At 67.1% G+C, this 25,620-nt stretch carries 18 protein-coding genes and 2 tRNA genes; 11 read left to right on the forward strand and 9 right to left on the reverse strand.

Annotated elements, in window-relative coordinates; translation table 11 throughout:
* The first annotated feature begins 1,846 nt into the window (after positions 1-1,846).
* On the forward strand, positions 1,847-3,085 hold the full coding sequence (locus IF188_RS17485; protein ID WP_191173084.1) for an IS256 family transposase: 1,239 nt from the start codon (positions 1,847-1,849) through the stop codon (positions 3,083-3,085).
* Between the two features lie 4,164 nt (positions 3,086-7,249).
* Here the strand turns inward: IF188_RS17485 and IF188_RS20285 are convergent.
* A complete protein-coding gene (locus IF188_RS20285; protein ID WP_318152925.1) occupies positions 7,250-7,723 on the reverse strand; it encodes an Imm8 family immunity protein in 474 nt (157 codons plus the stop codon).
* Between the two features lie 715 nt (positions 7,724-8,438).
* On the opposite strand from IF188_RS20285, the gene IF188_RS20290 reads away from it, so the two are divergent.
* On the forward strand, positions 8,439-8,702 hold the full coding sequence (locus IF188_RS20290; protein WP_224752074.1) for a hypothetical protein: 264 nt from the start codon (positions 8,439-8,441) through the stop codon (positions 8,700-8,702).
* 455 nt (positions 8,703-9,157) lie between these two features.
* On the opposite strand, the gene rsmG is transcribed toward IF188_RS20290, so the two are convergent.
* The 6 genes from rsmG to rpmH are packed head-to-tail and all read right to left on the reverse strand — an operon-like array spanning position 9,158 to position 12,371.
* On the reverse strand, positions 9,158-9,781 hold the full coding sequence (rsmG, locus tag IF188_RS17500) for a 16S rRNA (guanine(527)-N(7))-methyltransferase RsmG (RefSeq protein WP_191173086.1): 624 nt from the start codon (positions 9,779-9,781) through the stop codon (positions 9,158-9,160).
* Between the two features lie 24 nt (positions 9,782-9,805).
* Positions 9,806-10,324: a Jag family protein gene (locus IF188_RS17505; RefSeq protein ID WP_191173087.1), complete on the reverse strand. Its 519-nt coding sequence runs from the start codon at positions 10,322-10,324 to the stop codon at positions 9,806-9,808.
* Positions 10,325-10,367: 43 nt separating this feature from the next.
* A complete protein-coding gene (yidC, locus tag IF188_RS17510; protein ID WP_191173088.1) occupies positions 10,368-11,528 on the reverse strand; it encodes a membrane protein insertase YidC in 1,161 nt (386 codons plus the stop codon).
* Positions 11,529-11,536: 8 nt separating this feature from the next.
* Positions 11,537-11,893 carry a membrane protein insertion efficiency factor YidD gene (gene yidD / locus IF188_RS17515; protein WP_191173089.1) on the reverse strand — a complete coding sequence of 119 codons (357 nt, stop codon included), beginning with the start codon at positions 11,891-11,893 and terminating at the stop codon, positions 11,537-11,539.
* Positions 11,890-12,225, reverse strand: coding sequence for a ribonuclease P protein component (rnpA, locus tag IF188_RS17520; RefSeq protein ID WP_191173090.1), 336 nt, complete (start codon positions 12,223-12,225; stop codon positions 11,890-11,892). Before rnpA ends, yidD begins: the two co-directional genes overlap by 4 nt.
* An 8-nt stretch (positions 12,226-12,233) precedes the next feature.
* The gene (rpmH, locus tag IF188_RS17525) at positions 12,234-12,371 is read right to left on the reverse strand and encodes a 50S ribosomal protein L34 (RefSeq protein WP_022879826.1); all 138 of its coding nucleotides are present in this window, start codon (positions 12,369-12,371) and stop codon (positions 12,234-12,236) included.
* Between the two features lie 322 nt (positions 12,372-12,693).
* Here rpmH and dnaA point away from each other — a divergent pair, with 322 nt between their 5' ends.
* From dnaA to IF188_RS17560, 7 genes are all read left to right on the forward strand, one after another.
* Positions 12,694-14,148 carry a chromosomal replication initiator protein DnaA gene (dnaA, locus tag IF188_RS17530; RefSeq protein ID WP_191173091.1) on the forward strand — a complete coding sequence of 485 codons (1,455 nt, stop codon included), beginning with the start codon at positions 12,694-12,696 and terminating at the stop codon, positions 14,146-14,148.
* A 470-nt stretch (positions 14,149-14,618) separates the two neighbouring features.
* Entirely contained in the window at positions 14,619-15,773 is a 1,155-nt protein-coding gene (gene dnaN, locus IF188_RS17535) for a DNA polymerase III subunit beta (protein WP_191173092.1), read from the forward strand.
* 87 nt (positions 15,774-15,860) lie between these two features.
* Positions 15,861-17,057, forward strand: coding sequence for a DNA replication/repair protein RecF (recF, locus tag IF188_RS17540; RefSeq protein WP_191173093.1), 1,197 nt, complete (start codon positions 15,861-15,863; stop codon positions 17,055-17,057).
* Between the two features lie 13 nt (positions 17,058-17,070).
* Complete coding sequence (locus tag IF188_RS17545) at positions 17,071-17,595, forward strand: DUF721 domain-containing protein (protein WP_191173129.1); 525 nt, start codon at positions 17,071-17,073, stop codon at positions 17,593-17,595.
* Positions 17,596-17,715: 120 nt separating this feature from the next.
* Positions 17,716-19,761 carry a DNA topoisomerase (ATP-hydrolyzing) subunit B gene (gyrB, locus tag IF188_RS17550; protein WP_191173094.1) on the forward strand — a complete coding sequence of 682 codons (2,046 nt, stop codon included), beginning with the start codon at positions 17,716-17,718 and terminating at the stop codon, positions 19,759-19,761.
* A gap of 133 nt (positions 19,762-19,894) precedes the next feature.
* A complete protein-coding gene (gene gyrA, locus IF188_RS17555; protein WP_191173095.1) occupies positions 19,895-22,525 on the forward strand; it encodes a DNA gyrase subunit A in 2,631 nt (876 codons plus the stop codon).
* Positions 22,522-22,926 carry a DUF3566 domain-containing protein gene (locus IF188_RS17560; RefSeq protein ID WP_191173096.1) on the forward strand — a complete coding sequence of 135 codons (405 nt, stop codon included), beginning with the start codon at positions 22,522-22,524 and terminating at the stop codon, positions 22,924-22,926. The genes gyrA and IF188_RS17560 overlap by 4 nt, the downstream gene beginning before the upstream one ends.
* A gap of 62 nt (positions 22,927-22,988) precedes the next feature.
* Here IF188_RS17560 and IF188_RS17565 read toward each other — a convergent pair whose 3' ends face one another.
* Entirely contained in the window at positions 22,989-23,714 is a 726-nt protein-coding gene (locus IF188_RS17565) for a VIT family protein (protein ID WP_396652822.1), read from the reverse strand.
* 75 nt (positions 23,715-23,789) lie between these two features.
* On the opposite strand from IF188_RS17565, the gene IF188_RS17570 reads away from it, so the two are divergent.
* Together IF188_RS17570 and IF188_RS17575 are read left to right on the forward strand one after the other, a co-directional pair.
* Positions 23,790-23,863 (forward strand) — tRNA-Ile (locus tag IF188_RS17570).
* 93 nt (positions 23,864-23,956) lie between these two features.
* A tRNA-Ala gene (locus IF188_RS17575) sits at positions 23,957-24,029 on the forward strand.
* A gap of 62 nt (positions 24,030-24,091) precedes the next feature.
* Here IF188_RS17575 and IF188_RS17580 read toward each other — a convergent pair.
* Positions 24,092-25,618: an alpha-N-arabinofuranosidase gene (locus IF188_RS17580; protein ID WP_191173098.1), complete on the reverse strand. Its 1,527-nt coding sequence runs from the start codon at positions 25,616-25,618 to the stop codon at positions 24,092-24,094.
* Between the last annotated feature and the right edge of the window lie 2 nt (positions 25,619-25,620).

A 25,620-nucleotide genomic window follows, 5' to 3' on the forward strand; every position in this document is an offset into this window, starting at 1 on the left:
TTTCGGAAGGCACGCCACGTGACCGCCGTCGTCGCAGGAGCGGTCTCGCTGCGACGAGGCGATGCCGGCGCTTCGGATAGGGCACTCGGTGAGCGCCACCAGACAGAGAGGCGGCGTCCCACTGAACTGGGCGCCATACGCTCTCGGTCGAGACGAGCGTGCCGCGCCCTGCCCGATTACCGCGACCTCCCCGCGTGTTTCACGTGAAACATTGATCCGATCCTCCGAGCTCTGGCGGCCTTGCACTTCTTCCTTCGGGTGCGGATGGGCGCGGGTGTCCGGGTTCTGGACCGTGGTGGCGCAGAACCCGGACACCCGCGGCAAGGGGGCAGGCGGCGATCTGCGAGAGAGGAGGTGCTGAATGTCTATCCGATTGCCTGCGCGCCGGAGCAACGATCCGTCTCGGTGCCGCACGCGACAACGCCGTTCGTGAGCGACGCGACTGACGGCGGACATGAGCGCTGTGGCGGCTGAGCGGCTGCGCCTGCCGTGGTCTAGGTCGTGGGGCTCGTCCTACACAGAGGCGGTGGCAGGCTGTCACACCGAGGAGCCCTTGCATACGGGACTGCACGCTCATGGTCAGCGCGCTTCCTCCCACGACGAAGTCATCTTCTCGGCATGGAGGGGCCGGGTTCTCGAACCAGGACGGCCCAGCCAGAAGGGGGACGCGCAGCCCAGCGCGCCGCATCGATCGGCGTCCGATCCGGCGTTCGCGCGGATGTGAGGCTGCTGGGTGAGTCCACGCCTCTGACCGTTCGCACCATTCGCGATGGGGATGCGAGGGTCCGGGAGCCGCACGTACATCACGGTGCGGCGACGGACGTCCCGCGTGCACCCAGGTACGCGCCAGCACTCAACGCTCCGATCTGTTGGTGCAGATCCTTGGAGGCCGTCCAGGTCGAAGACAGGGGCAGCTGCCACAGTGTCGATCGTTCCTGTGCTCTTGAATGTGGGCGCCACCCGTCGCGGCGGCAGCGTCATTCTGAGCCGGCGCTCCCATCCAGTAGCCACCACACGTAGGGGAGACCACTGACGCGCTGATCTCCACGACGGTGGGGGATCGGTCGGCCCCAGGATTCTCCCGTTGATGCAGGAGCGTTCAGGCTCTCAGCGCTCCTAACACAGCCCCACTGCGGCTTCCGTGGACGCGTTCGGGCGATACGCGGTGTTTCACGTGAAACGTCACCGCGATGTCCGCAGCGCGGCCGAATTCCACGTCGATCCCCGGCGCTTCGGGACTGCCGCAAGGTGCGAACCCGAACCGCTGGGGAGCTGCGACTCGTGCGGAGGGCCACCGGCCAGTCGACCGAGCGCGAGCCGGTGTGTTTGCTCTGAGCGGCGAGTGCAGGAAGTCCACGACCTAGCGACAGCCGGCGCCGGGACATGCAGGCGCGTACGCCCGGCAAACTCGGGGCTTGTGACACAGCGCCATCCTGGCACACACGCGGCGTAGTGCCCGTTCTGATCACAGGCCAGTACACGAGCGCAGGCGGTCAGGTCGCCGCGAGCTCAGGCGGCCGGTTGTTTCACGTGAAACGGAAGCCTTGGAAGGCGGCAGATCTCGATCCCTCGCCCGGCGTCCGCCGGCGTCGCGTCTCTGACGCGAGCACGGTCGGCGGAATGGGTAGAGGATTGGCGCCGAGATTCGAGTAGCCCCGGCGTCCAACAGGGTGGTCACATGGCCCGCCGAATACAGCGCAAAGAAGGGTCAGGGCGGTCAGACCGGGTTGCGTCCAATAGCGTGGTGTACGGATTGGCGGGTGGCCGTGTCGCTGTGAATGTGGCGACGGTCACCGCGTGATCCTTCGAGAGAACTCTTCACATCCATCTCGAAAGGAAAATGACGATGACCGTCGTACCCAGTATCGACCCTGCCCGCTTCCTCGAGGAGCACCTCACCCAGGCCTCGCCCGATCTACTCCGGGAGATGCTCACCTCGTTCATCAACGCGCTGCTGTCCGCTGACGCCGATAACGTGTGCGGCGCGTCGTACGGAACGATCAGCGATGACCGGGTGAACCGTCGCAACGGGTACCGGCACCGCGACTTCGACACCCGTGCCGGCACGATCGACGTGAAGATCCCGAAGCTGCGGCAGGGCACCTACTTCCCGGAGTGGCTGCTGGAACGCCGCCGCCGCGCGGAGGCGGCGCTTACCACCGTGGTCGCCACCAGTTACCTGCTCGGCGTGTCCACGCGTCGGATGGATGATCTGGTGAAGACCCTCGGGATCACCGGGCTGTCGAAGTCGCAGGTGTCGGAGATGGCGCGGGACCTCGACGAGCAGGTCGAGCAGTTCCGCACCCGCCCGCTGGATGCCGGCCCGTACTCGTTCGTCGCCGCCGACGCGCTGACCATGAGGGTCCGCGAGGGCGGCCGGGTGGTGAAGGTCGCGGTGCTGGTCGCGACCGGCGTGAACGCGGACGGCTACCGCGAGATCCTCGGCCTGCAGGTCGCGTCGACCGAGGACGGCGCCGGCTGGCTGACGTTCTTCCGCGACCTGGTCGCCCGCGGCCTGACCGGGGTGAAGCTGGTCACTTCCGACGCCCACGCAGGGCTGGTCGCCGCGGCCGGCGCGACGCTCGGGGGCAGCTGGCAGAGATGCCGCACCCACTACGCCGCGAACCTCATGTCGGTGACACCCAAGTCCTCGTGGCCATGGGTGAAGACCCTGCTGCAAACCGTGTTCGACCAGCCCGATACGCCGTCCGTCAACGCCCAGTTCGATCGCGTCCTCGACGCCCTGCAGCACAAGCTGCCCCGCTCGTTCGAGCACCTCGAGGCCGCCCGGGAGGAGATCCTCGCGTTCACCGCGTTCCCGAAAGAGATCTGGAAGCAGATCTGGTCCAACAACCCGAACGAGCGACTCAACCGGGAGATCCGCCGCCGCACCGACGTCGTCGGCATCTTCCCCAACCGCGACGCGATCATCCGCCTCGTCGGCGCCGTGCTCGCCGAGCAGCACGACGAGTGGGCCGAGCAACGCCGCTACCTCGGCCTCGACGCCCTCGCCAAAGCCCGCCGCGTCGGCGAACCCGACACCGAGGAGGTGCCAGAACCCGACCTGAGAGCCCTCACCGCCTGAACCCCAAACACCCGAAGATCACGAATCAGATACACCACTCAAAAGGACTTGACCGTCAGACCGCCGCAATGACCCCAGATCTCCATTCAATGGAGGGCACGCTCAGCTGGCGAGTTCTCACCTGTTGCGCCCCAGCCTTCGCGCCGCTACCGGGCGACGCGCGAGGATCAACGAGATAGGCCGGTCAGTAGCGACCTGCGGCACTGTCCTCGCCGCACCCGCTGTTTACGATGAGCGCCTCGCTTGCATCCACGTTTCCGCGTCACACGAAGGAGCCGACTCCGCGAGGGACCCGCCAGCCTTGGTAAGGCAGACACAGAGTCGCGCCGACGCCTGTGCGTTCGTGGGCACCCCGCAGGGCTGGGGCCACGGGCTCTGCACCCCATTCCGCCACCGGCAGACACACGTGCCCCAGGGCGACCAGCGCGACGCACCAGGCCTGGGCGCACAGCCGGAGACGGCGAACGCCGCTGGGAGTCGATGTTTCACGTGAAACCTTGCTCGGGGTAGGGCACGCTTCAACGAACAGACTCATGCGCGCGTGTGACGCTCAGCCCGCGTTCTCGCTGGACGCGGATGTCCAGCCGGTGTCGCGTCACACCGCGCCTCAACATGCCATGCCCATCCTCTGTGGGGTGCACCATGGACGACACACCCCCTGGACCATCGACTGACGCTCTCGCTGACGAGCGACAGCACCGCGCGTCCGCGGGTGGGGTCGCGGTGCTGCATGTATCTATGCACGTCAGCGGACGTGCAAGACAACGGACCGAAGAGTGCGGCTGCTTTCGCGCTGATGTTCACTCGACGCGACTGTTCACGTGGAACACGGATACGGCGGGCACGAGGTTCGTGCGCAACCGCCCGGTCTCGTCGCCTCACCGCGGCCCCGCGAGTTCCCAGCGGTAACCAGGTCACACACGAGTGAACGGCGCGCCCCCCTCGAGCGCCACGCCGGACGATTCGCCCCGCGGTCTGGGCGCCGGGGTTACGGGCATGTCAGAGGACGCGCAAACCAAACCACCCCCAAAGCCAGTCCAGCAGCCACTACGGACGAACAAGGATGTTTCACGTGAAACGCACGATTATCGAGCCCTGACGGAGCGACGTCCCAACCAGGCACGGCGCGACATCGCCCACGCGGGATGCGATATCGACATCTCGGCACAAGCGAGTCGCCAAGCAGACCCGAGAACCCGGCCATGGCCCGGCCGGCTCCACTGCGGTCCACCCGCGAGAATGCTTCACGTGAGACACCGGCCCGCGAACACCCAGGGTTTGAGATCTGGCGGGTACGGCAGCGTCCTCCACCCGTGAGAGGCGAACGTCGACATATGCGAACTACGCAGGCGAGCAGCACATCCAGGCACCGGGACATGAATGCGTCCCGTTCCAGTGCCGCGCCCGGACGGATGTTTCACGTGAAACGAGCGACTCGCCGAACACCCGCTGATCGAGATCGCGCCGCCGAGTACTGCGACATCGCACCCACGGCGCACAATCGCCGGGTTCCCACGCCGCCCACCCGAACAACACACCGACCGACTGGGTGGATGCGGCATGTTCCATGCGTCGCCACGCGGGTGCTTTCGCGCGACCCAGCCGCGCACCCACGGATCGAGGTCCGGATAGTGAACAGCGAGATCGCACTCACGGGCCCGGCTCGTCGGCTTCTCCTACTGAGAGATGCGCACGATCTCGCGACACGGAGCGATATGCAACTCGACTCCCATGGCGCGCACCCGACAAAGGCGTCTCACGCGAAACGAGGGCTCAGCGAGCTCCCACGCGCCTTCGTCACAGCCGCGGACGGCGGCATCCCGCCCACAGGCCGCACTTGTCAACCTCCGCGTCGAGTTGCCGAGCAGCACGCCCACACACTGCGTGATGGTGCGGCGCGCCGGTGTCTGTTCGTGTCTTGTCATCGTTTCACGTGAAACGAGCGGCCCTTCGAACGCGGAGCTGCCGAATCTCCATCGATCGCAACCATTCACACCCATCGGACGGATGGCGAACCCCCAGCGCCGGGGCGACCGGAACAACGCACCGCTGAACCAGCTGGCTATTCGGCCCGATCCACCGTCGTCCACGCGGACCACAGCAGTGCGGAGTACGGACAGCGCACCGGCGTAGCGGGCCCGTGCAGGCCGCGGGAGGTCGTCGAGCAGGGAGAAGACCTCTGGCCACCCAGCTCACACGCCGCACTAGGGTGGCAGCGCCAACGATCACGGCCGGGGACGCGGTGACTGAGGCTGGACGATGATGTTCACGTGAAACGGTGGCGTTCCTGCCCTTCGGGGAGAATCACGGGCTCCCGGATACCGCCGCAGTAGGGGAACCCTGACGACAGTGCCGACATGCGGAAGGTACAGCGGGCAATGTGCGTCACATGCGAAGAGCGTCACGTGCCGACGGAGTGGGTCGAGATCGACCGCCGTCTCGGATCTCGAGCTCGCCACTTGCATGTGTGCCATTGCTTGCTGCGTCGCATCCACGCAAGAGCGGCCCTCCACACACGGTGAGTTGCGGGCACGCGTCCACGGGACCTATCGCGTTAAGGTTTCACGTGAAACACCGACCGCGTTCATCAAGGTTGAGCAACCCACATCACGCGGGGAACAGCACACGTCCAACAATCCGCAGACATCAGTGTCATCCTGCAGCCGCAGCACCTGCGGTGGTCACCGCGCGAGAACGAAGGGGCTCCGCGTCAGACTCGGGTGCATAGCTCCGATTCGACCCGCCTCACCGCATCTCCGTGTCGCTTCATCGAGCGAGCCGCGTCTCGCTGCGCGATAGCCGGCAGGGCCCGGCGCGGGAGTGGAGAATGCGCGCCGACCGTGCGCGATGCGAGTTCCCACCGAGCGCCGCGCGCTGGCCCATCGGCATACCCGACTTGCAGGGGGAGCGGAGTGCTGGATCCGTATCCGACAGGGTGCTTCAGCGAGCGGTCGATCTGATCAGCAACGACGGCCATCCCCGTCGATCCCGCACCTCATCCGTGCTGCGATCACCGTCCGATCTACTAGACATCCACGAGCAACGTTCCGAAGCCCTGTGCGGATTCGTGGACATGTCACGCGATGCGACTCCTTCGCGGTGAACCCTCATCACCTGAGAATTCGGGGCCAGCCTCGGCCAGCTCCCAAATAGACAGGGGAGCATCACCCCCCAATCACACGCTCGCCGGTGGATACGGACGTTACCTCCGCGTGGACCCGGAGTCCTCGTCGACTAGTCCGTGCGCGCGAGCGCAGACGCGCTCCACGGTTCCGGGCAATCGCACGGCGCCGCAACGGGCAGGTAGATCAATCGCAGGAGTGCGGGCCGCACGCGTGATGGCGTTCAAGCTAGGGCGTGTTTCACGTGAAACATCGCGCCGGACTGCGCGCAGGGAGGACGTCGACTTCGCTCCGTGCGACGTGGGAGCAACCCGCACGCGACGTGCCCACGCGCCGATGCGGGAGGCAGTCAGGCAGACGTGTGCACCAGTCCGCAGAACAGATCTGGCGGACACATCGGTCGAGGGTGGCAGCGATCATGAACCGTGACGCGGGAACCGCACGGCTCGGGTGATAGCTCGGTCCGGACAGGGTGTGAACTCGAGCGGCGATCACCCACGCCCCCGACCGCAATAGCTCTGTGCCGACGCCAACGACGCTCACCAGCGGTGGAACCAACTTACGGTTCTTGCGAAGCGATCCTTGACCCGAGGACGCGACTCGGTCGCGCCACAGGTCGGCGAAGGCGCTTCGCACAAAGGAGGGCACACTCCGTGCACTCACCACGACGTGACGGCGTTCGGGCCGCGCGCATTGTTTCACGTGAAACAATGCGTGATCGCCTGGTGGCTTCACCGCACCCAGCATGAAACCGACTCACTCACTACGCGGCCGACATTCGATCCGCCTCGCCAGGGGCGGACGATAAGGGGTACCCGTCCAGGCAGACCGGGCGTGGCCGCGGGAGCGCGGCATCGCCACGACGATCCCGGAACGCGACGACCAGATCGCCCCCCGCCGCAAACAGCCCCGGCGGCCGATCGACTTCGGCGATCAGCAACGTGCGCGCTAGCGCGGCCGCAAGGTCGTCGGGGCCTGCTTCAACGGGCTCAAGCAATGGCGCGGATTCGCAATGCGGTCGGACAAGACCGCCCGCAACCCATCACTCGGGACGATGCCTCGACGCCAACCCCCACTGGCTCACCCGCGGATCCGGCGGTCGCCCCTCGGCCGTGTAGTCCTCGAACTCCCACAGGCCCAGCCGACCCAGACGCTCGCCGATCTGGCTCCAGTCGTCGCCTTCGACGACTCGCACTCTGGCAGCGAAACAATCGCGCAGGATTCGCTGGTCAGACCGGTCCCATGTCACGATCACGTGGTGTCGTGCGTCGTAGATACCGCCCAACGTCATGCATACCTCAGCGAGCCACTCGGGGGGAGCAGACGGATCCGTCGAAGGTCTCGTCACCAGGCCGTCGTCAGGACCCGCCGTCAGCCGAGCGTTGAGCCTGGAGGCAGAGGGATCAGCAGGCAGGCTCCGGGGATCCGGATCTAAGACGAGGCTCCGCAGCGTCGCACGCATCGCCGCCAATCCGGCCCCACCACGGCGTCCGTGGCAGCCCAATGCCAGTCGCATTCGGCAACACGGCCTAGGTCGTACAGGCGGGCAACACGCTGCGCGCACCACTCAAGACCCGCAAAGCTGCCAGCCGAGACAAGGGCAGCTGCGGGAGGACTGTCGCGGCGACGATCGGTCACCGACGAAGGCGCGGCGATGTGCCTTCTGACCGTGCCAGCGCGATCCGATAGCGCGACAGCCTGGTGACGCCTGAGAACGCACCGGCTCGCCTGCTTCGGAGGTCGTCAATCGCTCAGGTCCCTTTTGTCACCTGACCTCGTGGAGGAAACAGCGACGACAGCAAACCACCGACGGCCGGCAAGGACGGACCGGCGAGGCAAGAGCGACTCACACGGGCCTGCGCAGTTTCACGTGAAACGTGCCCAGATCCAGGCACCCCGTCACCTCTCGACTGATCTACCGATGAACCCGGTGATCTACAGCAGAAGCACGCGACAGCTGGCCAACACCGGCGCTACCCAACAAGCAACACCGCACACCTGCGGCGTCGGTTCCTCTTTCCCAAGAGACAGCCGCGCGTGCCGAACGTGCTGTGCTGGCCCGGCGGGCATGCGCAGGCGCGCAGCTTGGGGGAGTACCCGCACCACTGCTCCTGGGCGATGTCGATCACCGTCGCCGCACGCATCGCCGGACCCGAACGCATCGGCCGCGCCGTCATGATCACCCCGCCGGCACATCACTGGCCACCGTCGCCGGCGTCCCCATCGGCGTCATGCTCAGCGAAGCACTCGCCTGGCGCGCCGTCTTCGGCCCGGCGGCCGCAACCACAGGGGAGCGCAATCAGGACAGCGCTTCACCCGCAGGCGCCAGAAGCGAGAGTCCTGAAGGCACGGGCAGCAACGCTGCGTGCCGCACGCTCGAGGTGGACACGCCGCTCGAAATGGACACGCCGCTCGACCGCCAGCACCAGCGCGAGGGGGAACCGTGTCCCCGGCACCGCGCGACGGCGGTCTTCACGCAGCCTTCTGGCGCCTGACACCGTTGCCGTGTCACGTCGGGGCATCGACCCACGCTCGATCTACACGCCTGCGCGTGCCAGGCCGGACTGCCTCAACGCTTGCCCGGCTGACACAGGCTTCACCTGCGCGAACTCTGCCATCGCACCCGTCCCAGCGCAGCAACCGCTCGAGATGCCACGCCGACAGAGGATCCCACCCGGCACCACTGACGGCGACGCACCCTGATCGCGCGCCGGCCGCGTGGTCGTTCGGGTCAGACCCGGCGGCTGAGCCGGATCGCTGCCACCTCAAGCACCGCAACCGCTCACCGCCCGCAAGACGCGCGCACGACGACACACATCCCGCACGCACCTCACGCCCGGCTCTTCACACGCCGAAGCAGTCCTTACGCGCGGCGCACACCTGCACTGCAAGGAAATACCTGATCAAATTGCAGAAAAGCACGCACTCCCGGAGGCGTCACGGTTCCGCGTCAGCGGACGGTAGCGCGGATCACTCGCGACGGCTCGTCGAGCAGACCCTCGCCGACGACCTCGACGCGTGCGTCGGTCACCTTGTACTTGCGCAACTGCTTCTGCGCGGCTTCGATCTCGTTGCCGGCGCTGGTGCCCTTGAGCAGGATGAGCTCGCCGCCGTCGCGCACCAGGGGAGCGGTGATCGGCACCAGCGTGCGCAGCGCACTCACCGCACGGGCGGTGACGGCGTCGAGCGACGGTCCGCGCTTCCAATCCTCGGCGCGGGCTCGGAGCACCTCGACGTTCTCGAGGCCGAGCTCGGACGCCTGCTCCGACAGCCACGCCACCCGGCGTTCCATCGGCTCGATGAGCACCCACTCGACATCGGGACGCGCGATGGCGAGCACGAGACCAGGAAGGCCCGCGCCCGAGCCGACATCGCCGACGCAACCCGAGAACAGGGGAGCGATGACGGCGCTGTTGAGGATGTGGCGCGACCACAGGCGCGGCGGCTCGAGGGGGCCGATCAGACCCCGCTCCTCACCGTGCTGTCCGAGAGCCTCCGCGAAACGGCGTGCGACGTCGATGCGATCGCCGAAGATCTCGGCGGCCGCAGGCGGTTCCTGCTCGATCTCGATCATCGATCTGTCGGGTGGCTCGTCGCGTCAGCCGCGGCGGATCACCGTGTGACGGTCCGCGCCCTCGCCGTACGACTCCGACACGAAACCGCGGTCGGCGACGATGTCGTGGACGACCTTCCGCTCGTAGCTCGACATCGCCGGAAGCGACGCCTGAGATGCGCCCTCGTCGATGCGCGCGATCGCGCGGTCGACGAGCGCCTCGAGCTGGTGTTGCCGTGCGTCACGCGAGCCCCCGATGTCGAGGATGAGACGTGAGAAGCGACCGGTGCGGTTCTGCACGGCGATGCGCGTGAGTTCCTGCAGGGCCTGGACCGTGTCGGGCGCCGCGATGAGAGAGACCGAGCCGCCGGCCGGGGCCTCAACCGACACGTATGCGCGGCCGGCGCGCACGTCGAGGTCGAGATCCCCGTCGATGTCGGCGATGTCGAGCAGACCTTCGAGGAAGTCAGCGGCGACATCGCCCTCCTGCTCGAGCTCTGCGACGGTGGCGGGTGCACGGTCGTGACGCGGCTCGGCAGCGGCGACCTCAGGAGACGTGGTCATGAGTGTTCCTCGGGTTCGAGTCGGAAAGTCGGTCGGTCCAGGATCAGGATGCCGTGCCGGTGGTGCCGGAGCCGCCGGAATTCCCGGCGTTGCCGGATCCTCCCGCGCCCCCGGGCTGTCCCTGCTGCGGACCCTTCTGCGCCTGCTTCTTGGCACGCTGCTTGCTGACCGGCTGCTGACGCTTGGGCGCGGCGGCCTTCGCACGCTCGGCCTCTTCGTACAGACGCTGCTGTTCGGCGAGGTACTTCTCCATCGGGACGACCTTGCCGGAGGCGTCGAGCGCCTTGCCCTTGCGCGCCAGGCGCTCTTCGCGTTCCTTGGCGGCCTCCGAGCCCGGGGTCGGCATCTCGCGGATGACGAGGAACTGCTGGCCCATCGTCCACAGGTTCGAGATGAACCAGTAGATGACGACGCCGAGCGGGAAGAAGACGCCCGAGAAGATGAAGCCCAGCGGCAGGATGAACAGCATGATGCGCTGCATCTGGTACGCCTGGCCGGTCTTGGCCTCGGGCGAGAGGTTCTTCGAGATGATCTGCAGCTGCGTGAAGAACTGCGACGCGATCATGAGCACCACGAGGGTGATGAGGATGATGATCGCCGGGGTGTTCTGCGAATTGAACGCATCGATGAGCGTCTCGTGCAGCGACGCGACTCCGAACAGCTTCGCGTTGTAGAACTCCATCGTGAGCTCGGGGGTCAGCGGTCCGACGCCGCCCTGGCCGAGTTCGGCGTGGAGCTTGATCGAGCTCAGCACCGAGTACAGCGAGAAGAAGACGGGCATCTGCACGAGCAGCGGCAGACAGCTCGAGACCGGCGTCGTGCCGTGCTTCTTGTACAAGGCCATGGTCTCGCGGCTCATCGCCTCACGAGACAGCTGGTCGCGCTTGCCCTTGTACTTCTCCTGGACCTTCTTGAGTTCCGGCGCGATCTCCATCATCTTGCGCTGGCTCTTGATCTGCCGCACGAAGAGGGGGATCATCGCCGCGCGGACGACGATGACGAGGCCGATGATCGCGAGCACCCACGTGATGCCGTCCGCCGGGGGCAGGCCGATGGCGGTGAACACCCAGTGCCACGCCACGAGGACGAGCTCGACGAGCCACTTCAGCGGCCACAGGATCGTGCCGAGCAGGTCGAACCCGGCACTCGGCGCGGGGCTGGGCGTCGGCGTCGGGGTGGCGGCCAGCGCCATGAAGAGATCCATGCGGTGGATCAGTCCTTTCCGGAGGGGGCAGGCACGACGAACCCGTGGTGGGTGAGGCCGTACCGGAAGCTCTTGCGAAGCGGGACGTCGTCGACGCCGCCCTTCGCCCAGGGATGGCAGCGCACAAGTCGCGCCGCCGTCAACGCCGATCCCACGACCGCGCCGTGCTGCTGCACGGCGCCGACGGCGTAGGCCGAGCACGACGGGTAGTACTTGCAGACGTCGCCGTAGGTGTGCGAGATGGTGGCGCGGTAGCCGTGCAGCAGCGCGAGCAGTGCGTTGCGGGGGAGCAGCGGAACGCTGCGAAGGACATCGGATGCCGCGAACTCGGCTTCACCGAGCGCGTAGGCCGGGAGCACGCTCATGCCGTCCTCCGAGCGAGGCACTTCTCGAGGTCGGCCTGCAGTTCAGAGAACGAGGCGGTCGCGGCAGTCGGCAACGCGCGGATCACGATGTCGTTCCCCGGGGCGACAGCCTCGAGCGACGCGTAGCTGAGCGCCTTGAGGCGCCGGCGCACCGTGTTGCGCACGACGGCCCCGCCGACCTGGCGGCTCACGATGAAGCCGAACCGCGCCGGACCATCGGTCACGACGCGGCTGACATAGGTGACAGTGTGCGCTCCGGCACACCGACGACCCCGACGGACGACGGCCTTGTAGTCCGCGCCGCGGGTGAGTCGGTTCGCCCTCGCGAGCACCGCTCGGCTCAGGCCGAGAGCTCGGTGCGCCCCTTGGCGCGGCGAGCCGAGAGGATCGCGCGGCCGGCGCGCGTACGCATGCGGGCGCGGAAGCCGTGCTTCTTGGCGCGGCGGCGGTTGTTGGGCTGGAAGGTGCGCTTGCTCATGAGGATTACTTCCGATCAGGGGTCACCGGGACGCTCGACCGGGGACGCGTGTACAGGAGGACTGCCCTGAGTCACAGACCCAATGGGCATAAGTCAACCGATTAAGGCTACGTCGAGACGCCCGATAACTCAAACCGAGCCGGGCGAACCCGCAATTATGCCCCGCGCACGTCGCCACGCCTGGTAGGGACACGCCGCCGCCATCTACAGTGGAGTTTGCTCCCGAGTCCGCCGCTGACTAGCGTTGCTCCGGCAGTTATCCACAGGCTCGGCCCGATGTTTCCGCGGCATCCGGTGCAGTCATCAACAACCCGGGGGGGCCATGTCACCGCACGAGATTCCAGATGTCCCAGTCTGGTCGGCCGTTCTGGACGAACTCGCGCACGACGAACGCATCACTCCGCAGCTGCACGGATTCCTGAACCTCGCCGTGCCGCAGGGCGTCATGGGGGGCACCCTCTATCTGGACGTGCCGAACGACCTCACCGCCGCGCAGTTCACCAAGCGCATGCGGGCGCCCATCCTCGAGGCGCTCGCCCGGGTCGACCAGGGTCTCGAGGGTGCGGCATCCACTTTCCGGGTCGTGGTCAATCCGGATCTCGCGGACGCGCACCTGACGGCACCCATCCCGATCCAGGCGGCCTCGACCGGCCCGACGCAGACGCAGTCGCCGGTTCAGGCGCCCGCGCCGATCGGCCGGCCGCCGCTCGAGGAGCCCGTCGACACCGCGTCCGCATCGCGCAGCGACACCCGGCTCAATCCGAAGTACACGTTCGACAACTTCGTCATCGGACAGTCCAACCGCTTCGCGCATGCCGCGGCGGTCGCGGTGGCCGAAGCGCCGGCCAAGGCGTACAACCCGCTGTTCATCTACGGCGACTCCGGCCTCGGCAAGACGCACCTTCTTCATGCCATCGGCGATTACGCGCTCAGCCTGTATGCCGGCATCCGCGTGCGCTACGTCTCGAGTGAAGAGTTCACGAACGACTTCATCAACTCGATCGCCAACAACCGGGGCTCGGCGTTCCAGGCCCGCTACCGCGACGTCGACATCCTCCTGATCGACGACATCCAGTTCCTGCAGGGCCGCGCCGAGACGCAGGAGGCGTTCTTCCACACCTTCAATCAGCTGCACGACCACGACAAGCAGGTCGTGATCACGAGCGATGTCCCGCCGAAGCACCTCACGGGTTTCGAAGACCGCATGCGCAGCCGGTTCGAGTGGGGCCTCATCACCGACGTCCAGGCGCCCGACCTCGAGACGCGTATCGCGATCCTGCGCAAGAAGGCGCAGTCCGAACGACTCCACATCCCCGACGAGGTGCTGGAGTACATCGCCACCGTCGTCTCGAGCAACATCCGCGAGCTCGAGGGCGCGCTCATCCGCGTCTCGGCGTTCGCGAGCCTCAACCGCTCGACGCTCGACATGTCGCTGGCCCAGACGGTGCTGCGCGACATCGTGGATCAGGACGACGCCAACGTGGTCTCGCCGACGGACATCATCACGGCGACCGCGCAGTACTTCAAGCTGACGGTCGACGACCTCTACGGCTCCAGCCGCTCGCAGTCGGTCGCGACAGCGCGGCAGATCGCCATGTATCTGTGTCGCGAGCGCACGAGCCTGTCGCTCCCGAAGATCGGGCAGCTGTTCGGCAACCGCGATCACACGACGGTGATGTACGCATACAAGAAGATCAGCGAGCTCATGAAGGAGCGCCGCTCGATCTACAACCAGGTGACCGAGATCACCGCGCAGCTCGGCCGCAACGGCCGCTGACGCCTCCTTCGGCGCCTCTGCGCACCCTCGAACCCGTTCCGGCGCCATATGCCGGAACGGGTTCTTGACACGCGCCCACGACAGGGCCAAAATTCCGGTTCTGCACAGTGTGGATAACTTGTGGATAACTCCGCGAGACTGCGGAAACACCTGTGAGCGAGCGGGGACAGCCTGTGGATGAATCGTGGATGCCGCAACCGCCGAGGTCCCGGATCCCGCAATCTCTCCGCAGCCGTTCCACAAGTCACAACGGTGTGGTTTCCGTCTCCCGACTGGCCTCGAGAACGTTGTCCACAGTTTCCACAGCCGTTAACACCATGACAAGAAATATCTCTGATGAAACCTGTCCGATCACCTTTCCGGTGGACAAGCCTCCGCGAGGACGACGGGCTGGCAATCTTGTGACCTGCCACTAGCATGAGAACCCCGAGCCCGCAGTCGAGGGGCCCGTTGCTGCAGAGGGAGCATTCGTGAAGTTCCACGTCAACCGCGATGTGTTCAGCGAAGCCGTGTCGTTCGTCGTCAAGCTCCTGCCTCAGCGAAACCCGCAGCCGATCCTGGCCGGTGTGCTGATCGAGGCATCCGAGGCCGGTCTCTCGCTCGCGGCATTCGACTACGAGGCCTCCGCACGCACGACGATCGAGGCCACGGTCGACGATCCGGGCACGATCCTGGTCCACGGCCGGCTGCTCTCCGACATCGCGAGCCGTCTGCCGAATGCGCCGATCCAGATCGAAGTCGACGACGACGGCGGCATCCTGCTCACGTGCGGCTCCGCACGGTTCACGCTCGCCTCGATGCCGGTGCAGGAGTACCCCGCGATCCCCGAGGTCACCGGCGACTCCGGACTCGTCCCGGCCGAGGACTTCGCCACCGCCATCGCGCAGGTCGCCTTCGCGGCTTCTCGAGACGACGTCACCCCCGTTCTCACGGGTGTCCAGCTCGAGGTCTCGGGCACGAGCCTGAGCCTCGTCGCAACCGACCGCTACCGCGTGGCGCTGCGCGAGATCCCGTGGGACGGCGGCACCGCGGCATCCGAAGAGTCGACCACGGCGCTGGTCCCTGCGCGCACCCTCACCGAGGTCGGAAAGACGTTCGCGCACGGCGGCGACATCTCGATCGCCTTCTCGGGGTCGGGCGACCGCGAGATCATCGCATTCACCGCCGGCAACAAGACGGTCACCTCGCTGCTCATCAAGGGCAACTTCCCCCCGGTGCGCCGGCTGTTCCCCGCGCAGACCGAGCACCACGCGGTCGTGAACACCGCCGAACTCGCCGAAGCCGTGCGCCGCGTCTCGCTGGTGCTCGACCGCTCCGCCCCGCTGCGGTTCACGTTCACGTCCGACAGCGTGTCGATGGATGCCTCCGGCACCGAGCAGGCGCGCGCCACCGAGTCGGTCGACGCGACCCTCATCGGCGGCGACGACGTGACGCTCGGCCTCAACCCGCAGTACCTGCTCGAGTCGCTCGGCGCGGTGAAGAGCGAATTCGTGCGGATCACGTTCACCTCGAGCGAGAACGCGAACAAGCTGAGCCCGGTGCTCATCACGCCCCAGACCTCGGTCGACAAGGCCGGCTCGGACTCGTTCCGCTACCTGCTGCAGCCCAACCTGCTGCTGCGCTGACGTCGTGGCCTCTGAGCTTGTCGAAGACGGCTTCGACGGGCTCGGCGACGTGCGCTCCACGTCGGTGCTCATCATTAGGCTTGTGCGGTGATCGTGGAGCACCTGAGCCTCGTGGACTTCCGCAACTATGCGGAAGCCGAGGTCGAGCTGGGTCCCGGTCCGAACGTCTTCGTCGGCCGCAACGGCCAGGGCAAGACCAATCTCGCGGAGGCCATCGGCTTCTTCGCCACGCTGGGCTCCCACCGCGTCTCGAGCGATGCGCCGATGGTGCGCGACGGCGCGGAGGCTGCGATCATCAGGGCGAGACTCGCGCACGGTGACCGCCGCGTGCAGCTCGAGGCCCAGGTCAACCGCCAGGGGTCGAACAAGGCTCGCGTCAACGGCGCTCCGGTGAAGCCGGCGGAACTGCCGCGCTACGCGCAGGTCGTGCTGTTCGCTCCCGAAGACCTTCAGATCGTTCGGGGCGATCCGTCAGCCCGTCGCCGGTTCGCCGATCAGCTCCTGGTCCAGCGCGCACCGCGCATGGCGGGAGTGATCGCCGACTACGACCGCGTCCTCAAGCAGCGGACGGCGCTGTTGAAGTCGGCCAGGGCGCGTGGCATCCGCGGTGACGCGCTGTCGACCCTCGAGGTGTGGGACGACAAGCTGATCGCCCTCGGCACGCAGCTGATCGCCGGTCGGCTCGCCCTCGCCGGCGATCTCGCCGCCCCACTGGCCGCGGCCTACACCGCGATCGCCGGTGCCGACCACGATCCGCAGATCGAATGGGCGCTGTCGGTCGCCGGAGCCGACACCGGCGAAGACGACGCGGTCGCGTCCTCCACGCAGGCCGCGACGCTCGAGACGACTCAGGATGCCTCCACCTCGCGCATCGCGGAGCTCTTCCGTCAGGCGCTGGCCGCCAAGCGCACGGCCGAGCTCGATCGCGGACTCACCCTGGTCGGTCCGCATCGCGACGATCTGCTGCTGCGGATCCGCGGACTGCCGGTCAAGGGCTATGCCTCGCACGGCGAGTCGTGGTCGGTGGCGCTGTCGCTGCGGCTCGCCTCGGCCGAACTGCTGCGCGCGGACTCGAGGCTCGGCGATCCGGTGCTGATCCTCGACGACGTCTTCGCCGAGCTCGACGCCGACCGTCGTGCCCGACTCGCGCAGCTCGCCGGCGATTACGAGCAGGTCGTCGTCACCGCGGCCGTCGAGGGCGATGTCCCCGATGCGCTGCGTGCCCGGATGGTGCGCGTGGAGGCGGGCCGGATCCTCGATCGCGACGGGGCGAGCGATGTCTGACGCGTCGAACCGCATGCGGGGCGAACAGCCGCGGGGTGCGGCATCCGGTTCCGAAGGCGGCGCGGGCGTTCCGGAGACGATCGCGACCTATCTTCGACTCCGCGGGCTCGAGCCGTCGGCGCGGTCGTATCGCAAGCGCCGTCGGCGCACCGAGGACGATGACAACATCCCATTCGCCCCCGGCCGTGACCCGAAGGGCGTGGCCGATGTGCTCGCCGATCTCACCCGTGAGGCGGGGTGGAACTCGCAGCTGGCACGCGAGGACGTCGTTCGCGCCTGGGATGAGGTGGCGGGCGTCGACACCGCGCGGCACACGAGGCCGGTGGCATTCTCAGAGGGCACGCTGACGGTCCAGGCCGACTCGACGGCGTGGGCCAAGCAGCTGCAGCTGATGCGTGCGCAGATCCTGTCGGAGATCGTCAGACGCTTTCCCGAAGCGGGTGTGGACGCGGTGCGGTTCATCGGGCCGGACGTCCCCTCCTGGAAATGGGGTCCCAGAACCATTCCAGGGCGCGGCCCGCGCGATACCTACGGTTAGGCCACCTCAGGAGCTGTCCGCGACGATTTCAGGGCGTCACAGGGGCGCAGAACGTCGTAATCGACTCGTTACCCGGTAGACTGTCAGGGCCCCTTCGAAGGATTTGGAGCCATCGAGAAGATGACGTCTGACAACCCCGACAACGTGTCCGAGGAACCCGAAACGCCCGCAACGGCTCCGACAGGTTCTCCCAGTGACTACGGGGCCGACGCCATCCAGGTGCTCGAGGGCCTCGAGGCCGTCCGCAAGCGCCCCGGCATGTACATCGGCTCGACCGGTCCCCGCGGTCTGCACCACCTCGTGTACGAGATCGTCGACAACTCCGTCGATGAGGCCCTCGCCGGTGCGAACGACGCCATTCTCGTGACGATCCTCGCCGACGGCGGCATCCGCGTCATCGACTTCGGCCGCGGCATCCCCATCGACCCGCACTCCTCCGACCCCTCGAAGTCCACCGTCGAGGTCGTCCTCACGATCCTGCACGCCGGTGGGAAGTTCGGTGGCGGCGGGTATGCGGTGTCGGGCGGTCTGCACGGCGTCGGCTCCTCGGTCGTGAACGCCCTCTCGACCCGGTTCGAGGTGGAGATCAGACGCCAGGGGTATGTCTGGCGGCACAGCTTCGCCGACGGCGGCCGCCCGCAGCAGAAGCTCGAGCGCGGCGAGGCGACCGACGAGACCGGCACGACGATCACGTTCTGGCCGGACCCGGCGATCTTCACCGAGACCGTCGAGTTCGACTACGACACCCTGCGCACCCGCTTCCAGCAGATGGCGTTCCTCAACAAGGGCCTTCGCATCGAGCTGCGCGACGAGCGCCCCTCCGCTCTCGTCGAGGAAGAGATCGACGGCACGATCGTCACGAAGCAGCGCGAGGACTCGTTCCTCTACGAGCGCGGCCTGGTCGACTACGTCGAGTACCTCAACCACGCGCGTCGCGCCGAGGTCGTCAACGACGAGGTCATCGCATTCGAATCGGAGGACAAGGAGCGCAAGATCTCGCTCGAGGTCGCGATGCAGTGGACGACGGGTTACACCGAGAACGTCTTCACCTACGCGAACACGATCAACACGCACGAGGGCGGCACGCACGAAGAGGGGTTCCGCGCGGCGCTCACGACTCTCGTCAACCGCTATGCGCGTGCCAACAACCTGCTCAAGGAGAAGGACGAGAACCTCTCGGGCGACGACGTGCGCGAAGGCCTCACCGCGGTCATCTCGATCAAGCTGGGCGAGCCGCAGTTCGAGGGCCAGACCAAGACCAAGCTCGGCAACACCGAGGCTAAGGCCTTCACGCAGAAGGTCGTCGGCGACCAGCTCGGCGACTGGTTCGACCGCAACCCGGTGCAGGCCAAGAACGTCATCCGCAAGGCGATCGACGCCGCGACCGCGCGCATGGCGGCCCGCAAGGCCCGCGAGACCGCGCGCCGCAAGAGCGTCTTCGAATCGGCGGCGATGCCCGACAAGCTGAAGGACTGCACGAGCAAGGACCCGTCGATCAGCGAGATCTTCCTGGTCGAGGGCGACTCGGCCGGCGGCTCGGCGGTGCAGGGGCGCGATCCGCACACGCAGGCGATCCTGGCGCTGCGCGGCAAGATCCTCAACGTCGAGCGCGCGCGCCTCGACAAGGCGCTCGGCAACCGCGAGGTGCAGGCCATGATCCAGGCCTTCGGCACGGGCATCGGCGAGGACTTCAACATCGACAAGGCGCGGTATCACAAGATCGTGCTGATGGCCGATGCCGACGTTGACGGCCAGCACATCACGACGCTGCTGCTCACGATGCTGTTCCGCTACATGCGCGGGCTCATCGAAGCCGGCTTCGTGTATCTCGCGATGCCGCCGCTGTACCGGCTCAAGTGGACCAACGCCGCCCACGAGTACGTGTACTCCGACAAGGAGCGCGATGCGCTGCTGGAGCACGGCCTCGCGAACGGCAAGCGGATCCCGAAGGAGGGCATCCAGCGCTACAAGGGTCTCGGCGAGATGAACGCCAAAGAGCTGTGGGAGACCACGATGGACCACACCACGCGGACGCTCCGGCAGGTGACCATCGACGACGCCGCTGCTGCGGACGAGATCTTCTCGGTCCTCATGGGCGAGGACGTCGAGTCCCGCCGCACGTTCATCCAGCGCAACGCCAAGGACGTCCGCTTCCTGGATATCTAACGGCGAGCGAAGCGAGGTGCGCCCCGGTCGTTGAGCGAGCGAAGCGAGTCGAAACGCAGAGCCGAAACGTCGTAAGCCGCCCTCGAGACCTCGCCCAAATCATATCGAAACGTAACGAAGAATCGAAGTACACATGGCTGACGAAGAACGTCCCGACCCGAACGCCGAGCACGAGCACGGCCGCATCGACCAGGTCGACCTGCAGCTGGAGATGCAGCGCAGCTATCTCGACTACGCGATGGCGGTCATCATCGGCCGCGCGCTGCCGGATGTGCGCGACGGTCTGAAGCCCGTGCACCGCCGCGTGATCTACGGCATGTACGACGGCGGATTCCGTCCCGACAAGTCGTTCTCGAAGTGTGCGCGCGTGGTCGGCGAGGTCATGGGCCAGTACCACCCGCACGGCGACTCGGCGATCTACGACGCCCTCGTCCGCCTCGTGCAGCCGTGGTCGATGCGCTACCCGCTCGCACAGGGCCAGGGCAACTTCGGCTCGCCCGGCAACATGGGCGCGGCCGCGCCGCGGTACACAGAGACGAAGATGGCCCAGCTCGCGCTCGAGATGGTGCGCGACATCGAAGAAGAGACCGTCGACTTCCAGCCGAACTACGACGGCCAGACCCAGGAGCCGTCGGTGCTGCCGGCACGGTTCCCGAACCTGCTGGTCAACGGCTCGGTCGGCATCGCGGTCGGCATGGCGACCAACATCCCGCCGCACAACCTGCGCGAGATCGCCGCCGGTGCGCTCTGGGCGCTGGAGCATCCCGAGGCGAACCGCGAAGAGCTGCTCGACGCGCTCATGGAGCGCATCCCCGGTCCGGACTTCCCGACCGGCGCGCAGATCCTCGGCACGAAGGGCATCCGCGAGGCGTACCGTACCGGCCGCGGCTCGATCACGATGCGCGCGGTCGTGGCCATCGAAGAGATCCAGGGCCGCACCTGCCTCGTCATCACCGAGCTGCCGTACCAGGTGAACCCCGACAACCTCGCGGTCAAGATCGGCGACCTCGCCCGTGACGGCAAGATCACCGGCATCGCCGACATCCGCGACGAGACGAGTGACCGCACCGGTCAGCGCATCGTCGTCGTGCTGAAGCGGGACGCCGTCGCGAAGGTCGTCCTGAACAACCTGTACAAGCACACGCAGCTGCAGGAGAACTTCGGCGCGAACATGCTCGCGATCGTCGACGGCGTGCCGCGCACGCTGTCGCTGGACGGATTCATCTCGCTGTGGGTGGACCACCAGATCGAGGTCATCGTCCGCCGCACCGCCTACCGCCTGCGCAAGGCCGAAGAGCGCATGCACATCCTGCGCGGCTATCTGAAGGCGCTCGACGCGCTCGACGAGGTCATCGCGCTCATCCGCCGTTCGCCGACGGTCGACGAGGCCCGCGAAGGCCTGAAGTCGCTGCTCGACATCGACGATCTGCAGGCCGACGCGATCCTGTCGATGCAGCTGCGTCGCCTGGCGGCCCTCGAGCGTCAGAAGATCATCGACGAGGCTGCCGAGCTCGAGCTGCAGATCGCGGACTACAACGACATCCTGGCGACGCCCGCACGTCAGCGCACGATCATCCGTGACGAGCTGACCGCGATCGTCGACCGCTTCGGCGACGAGCGTCGCACGCACATCCTGCACGGTTTCGACGGCGACATGTCGATCGAGGATCTCATCCCCGAAGAAGAGATGGTCATCTCGGTCACGCGCGACGGGTACATCAAGCGCACCCGCAGTGACAACTACCGTCAGCAGCACCGCGGCGGCAAGGGCGTGAAGGGCGCGCAGCTGCGTGCTGACGACGTGGTCGAGCACTTCTTCGTCACGACGACGCATCACTGGTTGCTGTTCTTCACGAACAAGGGCCGCGTGTACCGCTCCAAGGCCTACGAGGTGCCCGAGGCCGGGCGCGACGCCAAGGGCCAGCACGTCGCGAACCTGCTCGCGCTGCAGCCCGATGAAGAGATCGCGCAGATCCTCGACATCCGCGACTACACCGTCGCCACCTACCTGGTGCTCGCGACCCGCAGCGGCCTCGTCAAGAAGACGCGTCTCACCGAGTACGACACCAACCGTCAGGGCGGGATCATCGCGATCAAGCTCCGGGGCAACGGCGTCGACGAGGGCGACGACGAGGCCGAGATCGGGGCGGACGACGAGGTCGTCAGCGCGCTGCTCGTCGACGAGGGCGACGACATCCTGCTCATCAGCCGGCACGGCATGTCGCTGCGGTTCTCGGCGACCGACAGTGCCCTGCGTCCGATGGGCCGTTCCACGTCGGGCGTGAAGGGCATGGACTTCCGCGAGGGCGACAGCCTGCTCTCGGCGTCGGTCGCGAAGGACGACGAGTACGTGTTCGTGGTCACCGAGGGCGGCTACGCGAAGCGCACCTCGGTCGACCAGTACCGCGTGCAGAACCGCGGCGGACTGGGCATCAAGGTGGCCAAGCTGAGCGACGACCGCGGCGATCTGGCGGGCGGTCTGATCGTCTCTGAGGACGACGAGGTCTTGGTGGTTCTTGCCAGCGGCAAGGTGGTACGCTCTGCCGTGGCCGAGGTGCCTGCCAAGGGTCGCGACACCATGGGTGTCGTCTTCGCCCGGGCCGGCGGCGATGATCGCATCCTCGCGATCGCCCGGAACGGCGAGCGTGGCCTGGCCGAAGAATCCGAGGACGCAGACGTCGACACCGACTCCGCAGCGGCGACCGAGACCCCCGGCGGCGCCGAGTCCTCGCCCGATATCCCCGAAGAGAGCACTGACGCATGAGCACAGTAGCCGACAAGCTCGCCAAGAAGTCCAGTCACAAGACGAGCGCCAAGCAGGTCCGCCTGCGCCTCGTGTACGTGGACTTCTGGTCCGCGGTGAAGCTGTCGTTCCTGGCAGCGATCGCGATCGCGGTGGTGACGGTGGTCGCCTTCGTGATGGTGTACCTGGTCGTCTCGACCACGGGCCTGATCGGCAAGGCAGACGAGTTCTTCTCGAGCTTCTCGGACGGCAGCGTCCTGCTGTCGGACTTCGTGAGCTTCCCGCAGGTGCTGGCGTTCTCCGCCGTGGTGGCGATCCTGAACCTCGTCGTCGTGACGGTGCTGGGCGCCGTCGTGGCGGGCATCTACAACCTGGCCGTCAAGGTCACCGGCGGTCTGCTGGTCGGGTTCACCTCGAACTGACGCGACACGACGAGCGCCGGCATCCATTTCTCTCGAAGGGATGCCGGCGCTCCGTCGTTCCGTCAGACGATGGTGGTGCCGAGCAGGGTGCCGATCGCCCAGGTGGCCGCGAGGGCGAGCGCGCCGCCGAGGACGAGACGGGATGCCGCACGCACCCGCGGAGCTCCGCCGAGCTGGGCTGACACGGTGCCGGTCGCAGCGAGGGCGATGAGCACGGCGACGAAGGTGACCGGCACCCGCCATTCGGGCGGCGGCAACAGGATCGCGAGCAGCGGCAGCAGCGCACCGAGCGTGAACGAGACGGCAGACGACAGCGCGGCATGCCAGGGGTTCACGAGATCGTCCTGGTCGATGTGCAGCTCCACCTCGAGATGCGCCGACAGCGCGTCGTGCGCGGTCAGCTCGACCGCGACCTGGCGTGCTGTCGCCTCCGACAGCCCGCGCTCACGATACAGCTGGGTGAGCTCTTCGAGCTCTTCGTCGGGCATGTCACGCAGTTCTGCGCGCTCCTTGGCGATCAGGGCGCGCTCAGAGTCCCGCTGACTGCTGACCGAGACGTACTCGCCGAGCGCCATCGAGATCGCGCCGCCCACCAGTCCCGCGATTCCGGCGGTGAACAGCGCGCCGATATCGGTGGTGGCGCCGGCGACGCCGACGACCAGCGCGGCGACCGACACGATGCCGTCGTTCGCGCCCAGGACGCCGGCTCGCAGCCAGTTCAGGCGCTGGCCGAGTCCGGTGCCGTGCGGTTCGTCAGGGTGCGGCTGAGCGGTCACGGCCCCAGTCAACCAGTACGATTCGTGAAATCCGCGATCGTCGGGTAAAGTCTTGGAGGTTGCGGAGCGCAAGCGAAGCACACATTCGGGGCTATAGCTCAGGCGGTTAGAGCGCTTCACTGATAATGAAGAGGTCCCAGGTTCAAGTCCTGGTAGCCCCACAGGCGATTGAGGCGAGCGCAGCGATGCTTGCATCACTGCCGAGCCGATTGAGTCCTGTTGAGCGGACGAAGTCCGCGATCACCGTAAGCCCCGGGGCCTTAGCTCAGTTGGTAGAGCGCCTGCTTTGCAAGCAGGATGTCAGGAGTTCGAATCTCCTAGGCTCCACAGCACGTCAGAACCCCGGAATCCCGCGTTTGCCGCCAGATTCCGGGGTTCTGTCCTTTCGCTCACCGCAGGTCGAGGCTGACGGTGACGTAGGAGTGCGCGGGCAGGTCGAGCTCGAACCCGCGCGGGTGCGACCGCACGCCGTCGTGCGCGGTCGGCGCGACGGCGTCGAGCCGCTCCGGGGTGTTGTGCGCGTCGAGCGCTGGCGCGGTCAGCACCCGCACCTCGTACCCGACGACGTCGCGTCCGCGCAGGTCGAGCACGATCGTGCGATCGGTGTCGACATCGAGGTTCGACAACGAGACGAGCGCGGAGTCGCCCTTGACCGAGGCGGATGCCGAGACCAGCGGCAGCTCCGCCCCCTCCACCGTGCGGGTGTCCACGTCGCGCAGGTGCACCGCGAGGGCGGAGGCGTCGTGGTGCCCGGCGTTCATGGCGAACACGTGGTACGTCGGGGTGAGCACCAGCGCACCCGAGTCGGGGTCGGTGAGGATCATCGCCTGCAGCACATTGACCGTCTGCGCGATGTTCGCCATCACGACCCGCTCCGCGTGCCTGTGGAAGGCGTCGAAGTGCACCGAGGCGACGAGGGCGTCGCGCAGCGTGTTCTGCTGGTACAGGAACCCCGGGTTGGTGCCCTTGGCGACGTTCCACCAGGTACCCCACTCGTCGACGACCAGGCCCACCTTGCGGTGCGGGTCGTACCGGTCCATCACCGTCGAGTGGCGGGTGAGGAGCTCGTCCATGCGGTGCGCCCTGGCCATCGCCGTGTACCACTCGTCCGTGCTGAACTCAGTGGCATCGCCCTTGTCGCCCCAGGTGCCGGTCATCGTGTAGTAATGCAGCGACACCGCTTGGAACGGGCGGGGGGGCTCCGCAGGGTCGGCGGCCAGGTCGTCGAACGAGCGCATCAAGGTCTCGGTCCAGTGCAGGTCCGCGTCGCTTGCGCCGGCCGCGACCCGGTACAGCTCGTTGCCGCCGTGGTTGCGCGAGTACGTGGCGTATTGCCGGGCCAGCGAAGCGAACTGCTCCACCCGCAGGTTCCCGCCGCATCCCCAGGCCTCGTTCCCCAGCCCCCAGAACGGCACCCGCCACGGCTCGTCGCGCCCGTTCGCCCGGCGCAGCGCCGCCATGGGGGAGTCGTCCGCCCGGGTCAGGTACTCGACCCACTCCGACATCTCCTGGACCGTCCCGGAGCCGACGTTCCCCGACACGTAGGGGGCGGCGTCGAGCAGCTCGCACAGGTCCATGAACTCGTGGGTGCCGAACGCGTTGTCCTCCACCACGTCTCCCCAATGCGAGTTGACCATCCGCGGCCGCTGGTCGCGGGGACCGATCCCGTCACGCCAGTGGTAGTCGTCGGCGAAGCAGCCGCCGGGCCAGCGCAGGTTCGGGATCTGCAGGGCCCGCAGGGCCGCCACGACATCGGATCGGATGCCGCGCACGTTCGGGATGGGCGAGTCCTCTCCCACCCAGAATCCGCCGTAGATGCACCGTCCCAGGTGCTCCGCGAAGTGCCCGTACACGTGTCGACTGATCGTCGCCCCGGGAACGTCGAGGTCGATGATCGCTGTCGCAGTGGTCGCCATAT

The organism is Microbacterium helvum, assembly GCF_014779795.1.
GTDB lineage: Bacteria > Actinomycetota > Actinomycetes > Actinomycetales > Microbacteriaceae > Microbacterium > Microbacterium helvum.

Bases quoted from the DNA above. Each gene is read 5' to 3' on its own strand.
- IF188_RS20285 (WP_318152925.1), bottom strand. From the start codon at position 7,723: ATGCGACTGGCATTGGGCTGCCACGGACGCCGTGGTGGGGCCGGATTG.
- rsmG (WP_191173086.1), bottom strand. From the start codon at position 9,781: ATGATCGAGATCGAGCAGGAACCGCCTGCGGCCGCCGAGATCTTCGGC.
- IF188_RS17560 (WP_191173096.1), top strand. From the start codon at position 22,522: ATGAGCACAGTAGCCGACAAGCTCGCCAAGAAGTCCAGTCACAAGACG.
- IF188_RS17485 (WP_191173084.1), top strand. From the start codon at position 1,847: ATGACCGTCGTACCCAGTATCGACCCTGCCCGCTTCCTCGAGGAGCAC.
- IF188_RS17505 (WP_191173087.1), bottom strand. From the start codon at position 10,324: ATGACCACGTCTCCTGAGGTCGCCGCTGCCGAGCCGCGTCACGACCGT.
- dnaA (WP_191173091.1), top strand. From the start codon at position 12,694: ATGTCACCGCACGAGATTCCAGATGTCCCAGTCTGGTCGGCCGTTCTG.
- IF188_RS17545 (WP_191173129.1), top strand. From the start codon at position 17,071: ATGCGGGGCGAACAGCCGCGGGGTGCGGCATCCGGTTCCGAAGGCGGC.
- rpmH (WP_022879826.1), bottom strand. From the start codon at position 12,371: ATGAGCAAGCGCACCTTCCAGCCCAACAACCGCCGCCGCGCCAAGAAG.
- IF188_RS20290 (WP_224752074.1), top strand. From the start codon at position 8,439: ATGCTCAGCGAAGCACTCGCCTGGCGCGCCGTCTTCGGCCCGGCGGCC.
- gyrB (WP_191173094.1), top strand. From the start codon at position 17,716: ATGACGTCTGACAACCCCGACAACGTGTCCGAGGAACCCGAAACGCCC.
- yidD (WP_191173089.1), bottom strand. From the start codon at position 11,893: ATGAGCGTGCTCCCGGCCTACGCGCTCGGTGAAGCCGAGTTCGCGGCA.
- IF188_RS17580 (WP_191173098.1), bottom strand. From the start codon at position 25,618: ATGGCGACCACTGCGACAGCGATCATCGACCTCGACGTTCCCGGGGCG.
- yidC (WP_191173088.1), bottom strand. From the start codon at position 11,528: ATGGATCTCTTCATGGCGCTGGCCGCCACCCCGACGCCGACGCCCAGC.
- gyrA (WP_191173095.1), top strand. From the start codon at position 19,895: ATGGCTGACGAAGAACGTCCCGACCCGAACGCCGAGCACGAGCACGGC.